Origin of the sequence: Pseudomonas sp. NFPP12 (assembly GCF_900103205.1) — a bacterium.
GTDB lineage: Bacteria > Pseudomonadota > Gammaproteobacteria > Pseudomonadales > Pseudomonadaceae > Aquipseudomonas > Aquipseudomonas protegens.
On record NZ_FMWW01000004.1, the window covers coordinates 73,035 to 86,823 of the forward strand.

Below are 13,789 nucleotides of genomic sequence, written 5' to 3' on the forward strand. Positions count from 1 at the left end.
AGGGGGCGACGCTGATCCGGCGGCGTCCATCCCGACGCTTTCGCGGGCAAGCCCGCTCCTACAGAAGATTAATGCAGGAAGGGGATGTAGGAGCCGGCTTGCCGGCGAAGGGGGCGACGCTGATCAGGCGGCGTCCATCCCGGCGCTTTCGCGGGCAAGCCCGCTCCTGCAGAAGAGACGTGCAGGAGCGGGATGCAATCGGTCGACGCGGGTCCGGCGGGGCGTCAGTCCTGGGGTTTGCGCAGCAGGTAGGTGTCCATGATCCAGCCGTGGGTCTGGCGGGCCTGCAGGCGCACACGGCGGATTTCGTCGGCCACCTGGTCCAAGGGGCCGCTGATGAGGATTTCATCCGCGGTGCCCAGGTAGGCCCCCCAGTAGATGTCCAGGCCCTGGTTGCGCAGGTGGCAGTAGGAATCCTCGGCGTCGAGCATCACTACCAGGCTGTCGGCGGAACCGGCCTGCCCCGCTGCCAGGCGGCGTCCGGTGGTGATTTCCACGGAGCGGCCAATGCGGTTCAGCGGCACTTTGTGCCGGGCCGTCAGGGCCTGGACACTGGTGACGCCGGGGATCACTTCGTACTCGAACGACGCCGTACCGCTGGCCAGGATCTGCTGCAGGATGCGCAGGGTGCTGTCGTACAGCGCCGGATCGCCCCAGGCCAGAAAAGCGCCGGTTTCACCGTCCGCCAGTTCCTGGTTGATCAGCCGCTCGAAGACCTGCTGCTTGTCGCGGTTCAGGGTCTGCACACTGGCCTGGTAGTCCACGTCGCCGCGCTCGCGCTCGGGGTTCTGCGCCTCGACGTAACGAAAGGGCCGCTCGGTGAGGTAGCGCTCGCACAGCTCGCGCCGCAGGTCGATCAGGGAATCCTTGCTCGGCCCCTTGTCCATGAGGAACACCACGTCGCTGCGGTTCAGCGCCTTGATCGCCTGGATCGTGATGTAGTCGGGGTTGCCGGCGCCGATGCCGATCACCAGGAGGGTTTTCATGGGCTTGCTCTCGCTGTTTTGCCAGCGGGGCAGTATGCGGCGCTTTGGCCTGATGAGAAATGCCTCTGTAGCCCTCTGGGGCGGCGGGCATCGGCCCGGCGAAGGGTGGCCTGGGGCCGTTGCATGTCCGGCTGGAGATGGCCAGGCAAGGCCCCCGGGGCCTTTGCGCAGCCTCGCGGGCTCGGCAGCGGCTACCGGGATGGCGTCGGGGCCCCGGGCAGGCGCAGGCGCCAGCGGCCGGCGTGGCTCAGGTCGAGCCGGGACAGGGGCTCGATGTCGATCTGGTTGAAGCTGGCCAGCGGCGCCTGCAGCACCTGCACCAGCACGGCGCGGATGACGAACGGATGGGTCACCGCCAGCCAGTGGCCCGGGCGCTGCGCCATGACCTCCAGCCATTGCGCCACGCGCTGGCACAACTGGGCCAGGGATTCGCCTCCCGGTGGCGCCAGCTGCGGGTCCTTGAGCCAGGCCTGCAGCGCCTCGGGTTCACGCTCTTGCAGTTCATCGATGCGCAGCCCCTGCCAGGCGCCGAAATCACAGTCGCGCAAGGCGTCCTGCACCTCATGCTCGGCGCTGAACAGCTGGGCGCTCTGGCGGGTGCGCAGCTCGGGCCCGCACAACACCCGGATGCTGCGCTTGAAATCACCGGCGCGGCTCAGGGCCTGGGCTTGCCAGTCCAGCTCCAGGGGTTCGTCCCGGGGAAAACGCGCCAGCTTCTGGGCGGCGGTACGGGCATGGCAGATCAGGGTCAGACGGGTGGCCTGCACGGTGTTTACTCTGGCGTTATCGATTGGCAAACCTACACGGGCCGGGCAGATGCAACATCTTTGCTGCAACCGCCTCCAAGGTTCATTGCAAAACAGCACGCTGGTGCCTGTCCGGTGCGGTCGCGCCACTGTATTCGGCCTGCTCGGCGTAAGCCAGACCCTGTTGCGATCGCTCCCCTACGTCCCGCACCGTGGCTTCCCGCCCCGCCAGCAACAGATTCCCACCTGAAACCGCCCCATTTCAGGGCAATTTGATATCAGAGGAAAATTCACTAGACATGTAGCGTCTATTACATAAATATCCATTTAGCCATTTTATGAAATAAAAACGACATCACTTTCCAAGGCACCCCGATGCCCTCTCTCAGAGACCTGATCACCGACCCCGCCCTCGACCTCACGCCCTCCGAGCGCAAGGTCGTGCGGGCCCTGCTCGATCACTACCCGCGCAACGGGCTGGGGCCGATGTCACGCCTGGCGGAACACGCCGGGGTCAGCGATCCGACCATCGTGCGCCTGGTGAAGAAGCTCGGTTTCAGCGGCTACGGCGAATTCCAGGAAGCCCTGCTCAGTGACATGGACGACCGCCTGCGCTCCCCCAGCACCCTGCTGCGCCCGCGTTCGCAAGTGGCCCAGGGCGATACCTGGGGCCGCTACCTGGCCGACAGCCAGCGCGTACTGCAGGACACCCAGGCCCTGACTCAGCCCGAAGACATCCGCGTGCTCATGGACTGGCTGCTGGACAGCCGGCATTCGGTGTACTGCTTCGGCGGCCGCTTCAGCAGCTTCCTCGCCCTCTACCTGTTCAACCACCTGCGGCTGATGCGCCCGGGCTGTTTCTTCCTTGACGACAACGCCCAACTGCCGGACCGCCTGTTCGATGTCCAGCGCCAGGACCTGGTGCTGCTGTTCGACTACCGCCGCTACCAGTCCCAGGCCATGCGCGTGGCCAGCGCGGTCAAGGCACGCAACGCCCGGGTGGTGCTGTTCACCGATATCTATGCCTCGCCGCTGCGGGAGCTGGCGGACCTGGTCATCAGTGCACCGGTGGAATCCTTGTCGCCATTCGACACCCTGGTGCCGGCGCTGGCCCAGGTCGAGGCGCTGGTCGCCTGCCTGACCCCGCGCAGCCCTCATCTTGATCAACGCCTGGAGGGCATCGATGCCCTGCGGGCGGAATTTGCTACCCATGTGCTGGAGGAAAAATAAGGATGTTCAGCCTGCCCCACCGTTCGCCCCGGGACCTGCCCTTCGTCGTCGACCACACCGCCCTGCTGCTGGTGGACATGCAGCGGGCGTGGCTTGAACCGCAGTTCGATCCGCACCTGCAAGGGCCCGAGGGCGAGGCCTTTCTCAAGCGCGCACGAGAGCGGGTGATCCCCAACCAGCAACGGCTGCTGGCGGCGGTGCGCGAGGCGCGGCAGAACGTGCTGCACACCATTATCGAAAGCCTGACCGCCGATGGCCGTGACCGCTCCCTGGACCACAAGCTGTCGGACATGCACCTGCCCAAGGGCAGCCCCCAGGCGGCGATCATTGCCGAGCTCGAACCGGTGGAAAACGAGATCGTGCTGCCCAAGACCTCCTCCGGGGTGTTCAACTCCACCAACATCGACTACGTGCTGCGCAACCTGGAAACCCGCCACCTGATCATCGCCGGGATCGTCACCGACCAGTGCGTGGACATGGCCGTGCGCGACGCCGCCGACCGCGGCTACCTGGTGACCCTGGTGGAAGATGCCTGCGCCACCTACGGCGATACCCGGCACCAGGCCTGCCTCAACGCAATCAAGGGCTACTGCTGGATCACCGACACCGACACCGTGCTCGGCCGCCTGCGGGAGATCCGCGGATGAGCCGCGGCCAGGGCATCGAGGCCCTGACCCCGGTGGCCATGACCAGCATCGTCACCACCGACCTGATCGGCGTCACCCGTGGCCGCTCCTTTCCCAGCGATGAGCTGGAGCGCTACCGGGTCGGCGGCTGCGGCTGGGTGCCGGCCAACAGCGCGCTGACGCCCCAGGACCTGATCGCCGAGGACAACCCCTGGGGCGCCTATGGCGACCTGCGGCTGATCCCCGACCTGGACAGCCGGGTCAGTGTCGGCGCCGGGCCGGATGCCAGCGCGGCGCCGCTGGATTTCATCCACGCCGACATCTGCGAGACCGACGGCACGCCCTGGGCGGCCTGCCCGCGCACCCTGCTGCGCAAGGAAATCGAGCGCTACCGCGAGCTGGGCATCCAGATCACCGCGGCCTTCGAGCATGAATTCAACCTCGACACCGGCACCGGCCAGCGCGAACACCTGGCCTTCTCCCTGGAAGCCCAGCGCCAGGGCGCAGCCTTCGGTGGCTGGCTGCTGGCGGCGTTGCGGGCCGCCGGCGCCGAACCGGAAATGTTCCTCCCCGAATACGGCAAGCAGCAGTACGAGATCACCTGCCGGCCGACCCAGGGCCTGGCCGCTGCCGACCGGGCGGTGAACGTGCGCGAGATCACCCGGGAAATCGCCCGGCAACTGGGGCACCGGGTCAGCTTCGCGCCCAAGACTGCCGACGACGCGGTGTGCAACGGGGTGCACCTGCACCTGAGCCTGCAAAACCTGGACGGCGAGCCACTGCTCTACGACCCCCACGCGGTGAGTGGCGACGACCTGTCGAGCCTGGGCCAGCACTGGGCCGCCGGGGTGCTCAGGCACCTGCCGGCGCTGTGCGCCTTCACCGCGCCGACGCCGATTTCCTACCAGCGCCTGCAGCCCCATCACTGGAGCGCCTCCTACGCCTGCCTGGGCCTGCGCAACCGCGAAGCCTCGCTGCGCATCTGCCCGACCCTGAGCCTGGGCGGCAAGCCGGTGGCGCCGCAGTACAACCTGGAGTTCCGCGCCCTGGATGCCACCGCCTCGCCGCACCTGGCCATGGCGGTCATCCTGATGGCCGGGCGCCTGGGCCTCGAACAGCAACGGGTGCTCAATGCGGTGACCGACAAGGCCCCCTCGGACCTGAGCGCCGAGCAACGCCTGGCCAGTGGCATCGTGCCGCTGCCGGGCTCCCTGCCCCAGGCCCTGGAATGCCTGCGCGGCAACACTGAACTGCTGCAGTTCCTGCCCCAGGACCTGCTGGCCACCTACTTCGCCGTCAAACAAAAGGAAGTGTCCCTGACCGAGCACCTGACCGCTGCCCAACTCTGTGAGCACTATGGACACCTGTACTAAATCCGCCGAGCTGGGGTTCTACACCGAGCCGGCCTACCGCCTGATCCGTGAAGACTCCGAGCACCCGCTGATTCTGGTGTGCGAACACGCCAGCCACTACATTCCACCGGCCCTGCACGACCTGGGCCTGGACCCGCTGGCGGCCCGCGAACACATCGCCTGGGACCCGGGCGCCCTGGAACTGGCCCAAAGCCTGTCCCAGGCCCTGGGCGCGACCCTGATCGCGGCCAATTACTCGCGCCTGCTGATCGACCTCAACCGGCCGCGCCACGCCCCCGACAGCATCCCGCTGCAAAGCGAGATCTATCAGGTGCCGGGCAACCAGCAGCTGGACGAGGCCACTCGCGAGTACCGCCGCCAGCAGCTGTTCACGCCGTTTCACCAGCGCCTGCAAAGGATCATCGACCGGCGCCTGGCCCAGGGCCGTGAAGTGCGGGTGGTGGGGATCCACAGCTTCACCCCGGTCTACTACGGGCAGCCGCGCGCACTGGAAATCGGCGTGCTGTATGGCAGCGCCACCGACTACGCGGCGCGGATCCTCGAAGGGCTGTGGAGGCTGCCGATCAAGGTGGCGGGCAACCAGCCCTACGAGATCGATCCGTTGAGCGACATGACCGTGCCGGTGCACGGCGACGCCCGTGGCCTGGCGTCGGTATTGATCGAGGTGCGCAACGATCTGCTGCGTACCCCTGAAGCGGTGCAGCACTGGAGCGATACACTGGCGCCGCTGCTGTAGCCGCGGCGAGAGGAAGGTTTCACCGGCGCGCCCCGAAGGACTCACCCGGCGCGCCAAAACGCTGTTTGCAGGACCGGTACAACAACTAGAAAAACCGCTGTGGTGTGTCTTTAAACCCTGCCAGGTTCAAACACGAAAGCGCGGCCCGAGGTGTCAATGACGACCCGCAGGGCCCCGCCTTTACCCACTTACACAGGCTACAAGGAGAACGGCTTCATGGAGATTGAAGAATTCGGCTACAAACAGGAACTCAAGCGCGGGCTGAGCCTGCGCGACCTGGTGGTCTACGGGATGATTTTCATGATCCCCATCGCCCCGTTCGGGGTCTATGGCTACGTCAACCAGGAAGCCCCGGGCATGGTGCCCCTGGCCTACATCATCGGCATGGTGGCGATGGTCTTCACCGCCCTGAGCTACGGTGCCATGGCCCGCGCCTTCCCCATCGCCGGCTCGGTCTACTCCTATGCCCAGCGCGGCCTCAATCCCCATGTGGGCTTTCTCGCCGGCTGGCTGATGCTCCTGGACTACCTGCTGATCCCGCCGCTGCTCTACGTCTACGCGGCCATGGCCCTCAACCACCTGTACCCGGAAGTGCCCAAGGTCGGCTTTATCCTGGCGTTCCTGGTCAGCGCCACCTTCGTCAACCTGCGGGGCATCACCTTCACCGCACGGATGAACATCCTGTTCCTGCTGGCGCAACTGGTGGTCCTGGGGATCTTCCTGTTCTACGCCTGGAACGCGCTGCACGGCGGCACCGGCAACGGCCAACTGACCCTGGCGCCGCTGTACAGCCCGGAAAACTTCCACTTCGGCATGCTGATGCAGGGCGTCTCGATTGCGGTGCTGTCGTTCCTGGGCTTTGACGCCATCTCGACCCTGGCCGAAGAGGTCAAGGGCGACCCGGGCCGCAGCGTCGGCCGCGCCGCCCTGATCACCCTGGTGGTGATGGGGGCGATCTTCGTGGTGCAGACCTGGATCGCCACGGATCTGGCCGCCGGCATGGGCTTCAAGTCCGCCGACACCGCCTTCTATGAAATCGCCGAACTGGCTGCCGGCAGCTGGCTGGCGACCCTCACCGGGGTGGCCACGGCGCTGGCCTGGGGCGTAGCAGTGGCCATCACCTCGCAAGCCGCGGTGTCGCGCCTGCTGTTCGGCATGGCCCGGGACGGCAAGCTGCCCAAGGTGCTGGCCAAGGTCCACCCGAAACACAACACCCCGCACATCAGCATCTACCTGGTGGCCGTGCTGTCGCTGCTGATCTGCTACCTGTTCATCAACTCGGTGGACACCCTGACCTCATTGGTCAACTTCGGCGCCCTGAGCGGCTTCATGCTGCTGCACATCACCGTGATCAATTTCTACTGGCGCCGGCAGAAATCCGGCCAGGTGGTGCGCCACCTGATCTGCCCGGTGATCGGCTTCGTGATCGTCAGCGCCATCATGTACAACATGGGCGTGGATGCGCAGAAACTCGGCGCCATCTGGATAGTCGCCGGGCTGGTCTACCTGTTCCTGCTGAACAAGCTGGGCAGCGGTGCCGCCCTGCCCGACCCGCTCAAGCACTAGTTGCACCCGCGCGGCGCCCCAGGGCGTCGCGCCAACCCCGGCGCTGCCAGCAAGAGCGGCCCGGGGACTGGCCGCCGGATGCCGCGGCCATGGAACTGCGTGGTAACCGACAGTGATGTCTGGCCAGTGCCTGCCCCCCGGGGCAAGCGGCCCTTGATACAGGAGTACACCCATGCTGGCCTTGCGTCCGGTGGCGTTATCCGATCTGCCCCAACTGCGGCGCCTGGCCCGCGAACGTCTGCTGGGCGTGACCTCCCTGGTGGATGACGAAACCTGCCTGCGGGACAAGATCCTCGATTCCCTGGCCTCCTTCGCCAAGAGCGAGGCCAGCCAGGGCCCGGAGAACTATTTCCTGGTGCTCGAGGACCTCGACAGTGGCCAGTTGCGCGGCTGCTCGGACATCCTCGCCACTGCCGGTTTTGCCAGCCCGTTCTACAGCCTGCGCAACCGCCCGTTCATCAGCAGTTCCCGGGAGCTGAACATCCAGCACGGGGTGCCCACCCTGTCGCTATGCCACGACCTCAGCGAACAGACCCTGCTGCGCAGCTTCCATGTCGACCCGCCGCTGGGCGGTACGCCACTGGCCCAGCTCACCTCCCGCGGGCGGTTGCTGTTCATCGCCGCCCACCCCCGGCGCTTCGCCGACAGCTGCATCAGCGAGATCGTCGGCTACAGCGACGCCAACGGCGAGTCGCCGTTCTGGCAAGCCGTGGGCCAGCACTTCTTCGACCTGCCCTATGTCGAGGCCGAGCGCCTGTGCGCCCTGCAGGGCCGCGGCTTTCTCGCCGAACTGATGCCCCAGTACCCGCTGTACATCCCGATGCTGGCGCAGGCGGCCCAGGACTGCATCGGCCAGGTTCACCCGGATGCCCGGGAGGCCTGCCAGATCCTGATCGACGAAGGCTTCGCGCCGACCCAGTACGTCGACCTGTTCGATGCCGGGCCGACCCTGCAGGGGCGCAGCCACCAACTGCGCTCGATCGCCCAGAGCCGGGTCGCCACCAGCTACCCCAGCCCCCAGAGCGGCCAAGGCCAGCAGTGGCTGCTGAGCAACGAGCGGCTGCAGGGCTTTCGCGCCATAGTCGCGGCGCTGGACACCGCCCCGAGCGATGAAATCGGCCTCGACCCGGCCATGTTCCAGGCCCTGCAACTGGTGCCGGGCGAGCCGGTACGGAGCGTTGCCTTATGAACCGGCCCCTGTTGCCCCCCTGCCCGGCGTCATTGCCAGGAGCCCGCCAATGATCGTCCGTCCGATCCGCGTCACCGATCTGCCGGCGGTCTTGAGCCTGCTCGAAGGCAGCTGTCGCGAACTGAACAACCTGTCCACCGACCCCGAGCGCCTGGCCCATCGGGTGCGCTGGGCGCAGCGAGCCTTCACCAACCAGGTGGAGCGGGCCGATGCCGACTACCTGTTCGTCATGGAAGATGACGAGCAGCAGGTGATCGGGGTCTGCGGCCTGAGCGGCGCCATCGGCCTGCGCGAGCCCTGCTACAACTACCGGGTCGGCACCACCCACGGCAGCGCCCCGGTGCTGGGCATCGAAAAGCACATCCCGACCCTGTTCCTGTGCAACGAGATGACCGGGCAGTCGCTGCTGTGCTCGCTGTTCCTGCGCCGCGATCACCGCCAGGGCTACACCGGCCGCCTGCTGTCCACCGCGCGCCTGCTGTTTGTCGCCGAATTCCCCCGGTTGTTCGGCGACAAGCTGGTGGCCGAACTGCGCGGCCAGCTCGACAGCCAGGGCCGCTCGCCGTTCTGGGACAGCCTGGGGCGGCACTTCTTCAAGATGGGTTTCCAGCAGGCCAATCGCCTGTCCAGCCACGGCAGCAAATCCTTCATCGCCGAACTGATGCCGCGCCAGCCGCTGTACACCTGCCTGCTCAGCCCCCAGGCACAGGCCGCCATCGGCCAGGCCCACGCCAGCACCGAACAGGCGGTGAGCATCCTGCGCGACGAAGGCTTCAGCCATCAGGGCTGCATCGACATCTTCGATGGCGGGCCGCTGATCGAGGCCGAGGTGGCGAAGATCCGCAGCGTGCGCGAAAGCCAGACCCTGCCCCTGCTGGTGGGCACTCCGGACGCACAGGCGCCGGTGTGGCTGATCCACAACCGGCGCCTGGAAAGCTGCCGCATCACCGCCACCCCCGGGCGCCTGGTTTCGGGTTGCCTGCTGGTGGACCGGCTGACCGCCAAGCGCCTGCAACTGCAGCCGGGCGACTCGGTACGGGCGGTGCCGCTGCTGGCCTGCGAGTCACGCACGGCCCTGCACGCACAGCGGCACCTGGCCCCGCAAAGCGCCCTGCTCCTGTAGCCGCTGCCGCAGGCTCGGGCCGCGTTCGGAAGCACGGCCCGCAGGGGCGCGAAATCTCAAGACCGCTGAGGCGCTCGACATGAGACTGCCAAGCAAGGCCCTGCGGGCCTTTACGCAGACTCGCGGGCTCGGCAGCGGCTACAGAGGCGTCAGGGCGATGAATCCGGTAACACCTGGCGGCAGGCGCAACGTTGACGAACGCCGGGGCGGATGTTCATATGCCGCCCAGTTTCAGGTGCCTCCTGCCGCCGTGCAGGAGGTGAAACGGGAAACCGGTGCGCCCCTTTTCGGGCAAGTCCGGTGCTGCCCCCGCAACGGTAAGCGAGTGCTGCATTCAACAGGCCACTGTACCCAAGGTATGGGAAGGCGAATGCCGCCAGACTCGCAAGCCCGGAGACCGGCCTGTGACGTCTGTTTGGCAATCCTGCGGTGGGCGGGCATGGGCCGGTATGGTCGCGTGCCCGTGGCCGATACCCTCTCCTGCGTGCTTCCCGAAGACACTTTCGAGAAGACCAACAATGACCACACCTGACACTTTCCTTGCACGCGACTGGCGTGCACCTGGCCGCACCATGAGCGGCGCCCTGCTCGGCTGCCTGTTCAGCCCCCTGCTGCTGGCGGACGACAGCCCCCTGACGCTGGACCGGCAATTTGTTTCCGCCCCCTCGGTGGAGTCCACCACGGTGGCCGAAATGGCCCGGTACGGCAGCAAGGTGGAGATCATCGACCGCCAGCAGATCGAACGCGCCGGCCCCAGCAGCGACATCACCCGGGTCCTGCAGATGTACGTGCCGGGGCTGTATGTGGCGCCCAAGAATGGCCCCTTCGATTACGGCACCTACTCCCTGCTGGGCGGGCGCAACGACGACACCCTGATCCTGCTGGACGGCGTGCGCCTGAACAACCGCCTGTACGGCGGCCTGTACCTGGATACCCTGCCGGCCAACGCCATCGAGCGCATCGAGGTGCTCAAGGGTGGCCAGAGCCTGCTATTCGGTACACAGGCGGTGTCCGGGGTGATCAACATCGTCACCCGCAGCCCGCAGACCCGCGACGTCTCCGGCGAGGTCAACCTGGGCCTGGACAGTTTCATGGGCAGGAGCGGCGACGCCCGCGCCGAGCAGATCCTCAGCAACGGCCTGGGCGAGCTGGGGCTGTTGGCCTATGTCAGCCACAACGTCTCCGATGGCTACCAGCCATTTCGCAACAGCGCCTACAACGCCAACACCCGGGACAAGAAACGCGGCTATGAAGTGACCACCTTCGGCGCCAAGGCGATCCAGGGCCTTGGCGACGCTTCGCGGCTGGAACTGTTCTACCAGTACAGCGACGCCAACCTGGATTTCGCCCGCCCGGTGAACAACCGCAAAACCACCAACGACCGCATCCAGCAGATCGCCACCGCGACCTTCGAGCAGCGCCTGGGCGAAGGCTTCAGCTACTTCGTCAAGGGCCATGTCAACGACTGGGACACCCGCTACACCAGGATCGACAGCCTCGACGACGCCAGCCTCAAGGTGCGCAACCACAACGACTACTGGGGCTTCACCGACTGGGGCCTGCAGGCCGAGGGCAAGGCCGAGCTGGACGGCGGCCACGTGCTGGTATTGGGCACCGACAACCAGTGGTTCAAGGGCCAGGACGACGTGCTCAAGATCGACAACAAGCAGGCCCAGGCCAATGCCCTGTACACCCAGCTACGCCCGGTGTTCGACGCCCTGCCCGACTGGCACCCGAGCCTGGGCGTGCGCCACGAGAAAATCAGCGGCGGCGAGAGCGCCACCGTGGGCATGCTCACCTCGCTCTACGACCTGACGCCCCACTGGCAACTGCGCGGCCAGTACGGCAGCGCCTTCAAGCTGCCCAACGCCGAGCAGCTGTACGCCAACGAGGACTACGAAAAAGGCAACCCCGACCTCAAGCCGGAAAAGAGCCTCAATGCCGAGCTCGGCCTGGACTACAAGGGCAGCCTGCTGGCCGGCGAATTCAACGCCAGCGTCAGCGCCTTCCACCGCAAGATCGACGACCTGATCACCCTCGACGCCAACGATGTCTGGAGCAACGGCCAGGGCCGGATCAAGGTGCGCGGCATCGAACTCGACGGGCGCTGGCAGTTCAGCCCGCAATGGACCCTGCAGGCGGACATGACCCGCAACCTGGTGGAGTCGCGCAACGGCGTGACCCTGAGCAACATCCCCGGTTTCTTCGCCCGTTCGCGGCTGGGCTTCGAAGCCCCGGACCGGATGTGGGGCGTGGGTGGCGCGGTCCGCTACATCGGCCAGATCGACAGCCCGAAGAACGTCGACTACGGCCACTATTCGGTGGTCGACGCCGATGCCTATCGCTACCTGGATACGGCCCAGCAGCACCGCCTGAGCCTGCTGGTGGAGAACCTGTTCGACCGCGACTACAGCACCAGCATGACCAGCACCTCGCCCTCGGTGGACAACCTGGGGCGACCCTTCACCACCGAAGTGCGCTACACCTACCGCTTCTGAGGCCGACCGACATGCATGAGAACTATCAACGGGTGCTGTTCGTCGGCCCCGGCCTGCACGGCGGCGCCCTCGGCGAAGCCTTTCGCAAGGAGCTCCAGGCCCTGCGCGGCGACGGCGCCGACACCCGGGTGATCGACACCCTGGACGGCTTCGACAGCCTCTGGGCGGCGCTGGGCGAAGCCCTGCCCGAGGACGGCGCGAAGCTGCTGGTGGTGGACCTGGAACCCAGCTCCGACGGTGCCTACCTGGACTGGCTGCGCGATGAGCTGGGGCGCCTGGCCCAGGCCCACCCCCAGGCACCGCGGCTGTGGATCACCGCCCAGGCCCTGGGCCGGCGCGGGCTGGACGCGGCCCTGGCCTGCGCCAGCATCGGCCAGCGCGAGCGCCACCTGGCCTGCGACAACGTCAACGCGGTGCAGAGCGACCCGGACTGGTCGCGGGTGCCGCCCCATACCCGCCAGGTGTTCCTGTGCACCGGCCCGCGCTGCGTGCGGCGCGGCGCCCTGGCGCTGTGGAAGACCCTGCGCCGCGAACTGCTGCGCCTGGAGCACATGGAGACGCCCGGTGGCGTGCTGCTGACCCGCACCGCCTGCCAGTTCCCGTGCAACCTGGGGCCGGTACTCACCGTGCACCCGGACGGCTGCTGGTACCGGGTGCGCGATGACAGCGAGGTGCTGCGCCTGGTGCAGCAGCACCTGGTCCAGGGCGAACCGGTGGCGGACCTACGGATTCCCGCGCCCTACGGAGGAACGGCGGATGCCTAGCAGACTGCTCGGCCTGCTGCTGTGGCTGGCGGCCCTGCCGGCCCTGGCGCACAGCTACCAGAACTGTGGCCGGACCTGGACGGTGGACGGCCCGCCCCAGCGCATCGTCGCCCTCAACCAGCACAGCGCCGACCTGCTGCTGGCCCTGGGTGCCGGGCCGTCGATGATCGGCGTCGCCTATCTGGACGACGATGGCCAGGCCCAGGCCGAAGGGCTTTACCACGGCGTGCCGGTCATCGCCCGCCAGTACCCGTCGGCAGAAGTGCTCTACAGCCTGAAACCCGACCTGGTGGTGGGCGGCTTCGCCTCGGCCTTCCCGGAAAACTTCAGCTCCCGGCAACGCCTGGAGGCCATAGGCGTGGGCAGCTACCTGCTGGAATCGGCCTGCGCCGGGCATGACCAGGACTACTTCGGGCATATCCGCCGCGACCTGCTGACCCTGGGCCGGCTGCTGCGCCAGGAGGCCCGCGCGCAGCAACTGGTGGGCCAGATGGATGCCGACCTGGAGGCCGCCGCGGCCCTGTACCGCGGGCGCCCGACGCCTTCGGTGTTCTACCTGGACAGCGAAGTCAACGGCCTGGCCAGCCAGGGCCAGCGCGGGTTTGTCGGCGTACTGCTGCAAGCGGCCGGTGCGCGCAACAGCTTTACCGCCATCGACCGCCCGCGCCTGACCGTGGACAGCGAGACCCTGCTGGCCAACGACCCGGACGCCATGCTCCTGGCCGACGCCCTGTGGTCGCCCGCCCGGCGCAAACGCCAGCTGCTGCACAGCGACCCTGTGCTGTCGCGATTGCGCGCGGTGCGCGAAGACCGGCTGATCGACATCCCCTTCGCCCGACTTGTGCCGGGCATCGCCAGCGGCCGCACCGCCCTGGAACTGGCCCGGCGCCTGCACCCCACCCACGACTGACCCCCACCCCCGTAGGAGCCGGCTTGCCGGCGAAGGGAGCAA

Annotated in this window: 12 protein-coding genes and 1 riboswitch; of the genes, 10 read left to right on the top strand and 2 right to left on the bottom strand. The window is 67.2% G+C overall.

The window, feature by feature from the left end; genetic code table 11:
- Positions 1-224: 224 nt before the first annotated feature.
- Complete coding sequence (gene cobF, locus BLS75_RS17505; protein ID WP_072451402.1) at positions 225-986, bottom strand: precorrin-6A synthase (deacetylating); 762 nt, start codon at positions 984-986, stop codon at positions 225-227.
- A gap of 191 nt (positions 987-1,177) precedes the next feature.
- Positions 1,178-1,753, bottom strand: coding sequence for a histidine phosphatase family protein (locus tag BLS75_RS17510; RefSeq protein WP_072451403.1), 576 nt, complete (start codon positions 1,751-1,753; stop codon positions 1,178-1,180).
- 354 nt (positions 1,754-2,107) lie between these two features.
- Between BLS75_RS17510 and BLS75_RS17515 the strand changes: the two genes are divergently transcribed.
- The 10 genes from BLS75_RS17515 (at position 2,108) to BLS75_RS17560 (ending at position 13,747) form a co-directional block, all read left to right on the top strand.
- Positions 2,108-2,962, top strand: a complete 855-nt coding sequence (locus BLS75_RS17515) for a MurR/RpiR family transcriptional regulator (protein ID WP_011060545.1) — start codon at positions 2,108-2,110, stop codon at positions 2,960-2,962.
- 2 nt (positions 2,963-2,964) lie between these two features.
- Complete coding sequence (locus BLS75_RS17520) at positions 2,965-3,609, top strand: cysteine hydrolase family protein (protein WP_011060544.1); 645 nt, start codon at positions 2,965-2,967, stop codon at positions 3,607-3,609.
- Entirely contained in the window at positions 3,606-4,961 is a 1,356-nt protein-coding gene (locus BLS75_RS17525; protein ID WP_072451404.1) for a type I glutamate--ammonia ligase, read from the top strand. Before BLS75_RS17520 ends, BLS75_RS17525 begins: the two co-directional genes overlap by 4 nt.
- Complete coding sequence (locus tag BLS75_RS17530; protein ID WP_011060542.1) at positions 4,945-5,697, top strand: N-formylglutamate amidohydrolase; 753 nt, start codon at positions 4,945-4,947, stop codon at positions 5,695-5,697. The genes BLS75_RS17525 and BLS75_RS17530 overlap by 17 nt, the downstream gene beginning before the upstream one ends.
- 216 nt (positions 5,698-5,913) lie before the next feature.
- Complete coding sequence (locus tag BLS75_RS17535; protein WP_072451405.1) at positions 5,914-7,263, top strand: APC family permease; 1,350 nt, start codon at positions 5,914-5,916, stop codon at positions 7,261-7,263.
- Between the two features lie 172 nt (positions 7,264-7,435).
- The gene (locus BLS75_RS17540) at positions 7,436-8,452 is read left to right on the top strand and encodes an arginine N-succinyltransferase (RefSeq protein ID WP_072451406.1); all 1,017 of its coding nucleotides are present in this window, start codon (positions 7,436-7,438) and stop codon (positions 8,450-8,452) included.
- A gap of 49 nt (positions 8,453-8,501) precedes the next feature.
- Entirely contained in the window at positions 8,502-9,575 is a 1,074-nt protein-coding gene (locus tag BLS75_RS17545; RefSeq protein WP_072451407.1) for an arginine N-succinyltransferase, read from the top strand.
- A 216-nt stretch (positions 9,576-9,791) separates the two neighbouring features.
- Positions 9,792-9,996, top strand: a riboswitch (cobalamin riboswitch).
- A 151-nt stretch (positions 9,997-10,147) separates the two neighbouring features.
- Positions 10,148-12,073 (top strand): TonB-dependent receptor plug domain-containing protein, encoded by a 1,926-nt coding sequence (locus BLS75_RS17550; protein WP_072451408.1) that lies wholly within the window; start codon positions 10,148-10,150, stop codon positions 12,071-12,073.
- A gap of 11 nt (positions 12,074-12,084) precedes the next feature.
- Positions 12,085-12,837: a (2Fe-2S) ferredoxin domain-containing protein gene (locus tag BLS75_RS17555; protein WP_072451409.1), complete on the top strand. Its 753-nt coding sequence runs from the start codon at positions 12,085-12,087 to the stop codon at positions 12,835-12,837.
- Entirely contained in the window at positions 12,830-13,747 is a 918-nt protein-coding gene (locus tag BLS75_RS17560; protein WP_072451410.1) for an ABC transporter substrate-binding protein, read from the top strand. The genes BLS75_RS17555 and BLS75_RS17560 overlap by 8 nt, the downstream gene beginning before the upstream one ends.
- The last annotated feature ends 42 nt before the right edge of the window (positions 13,748-13,789 follow it).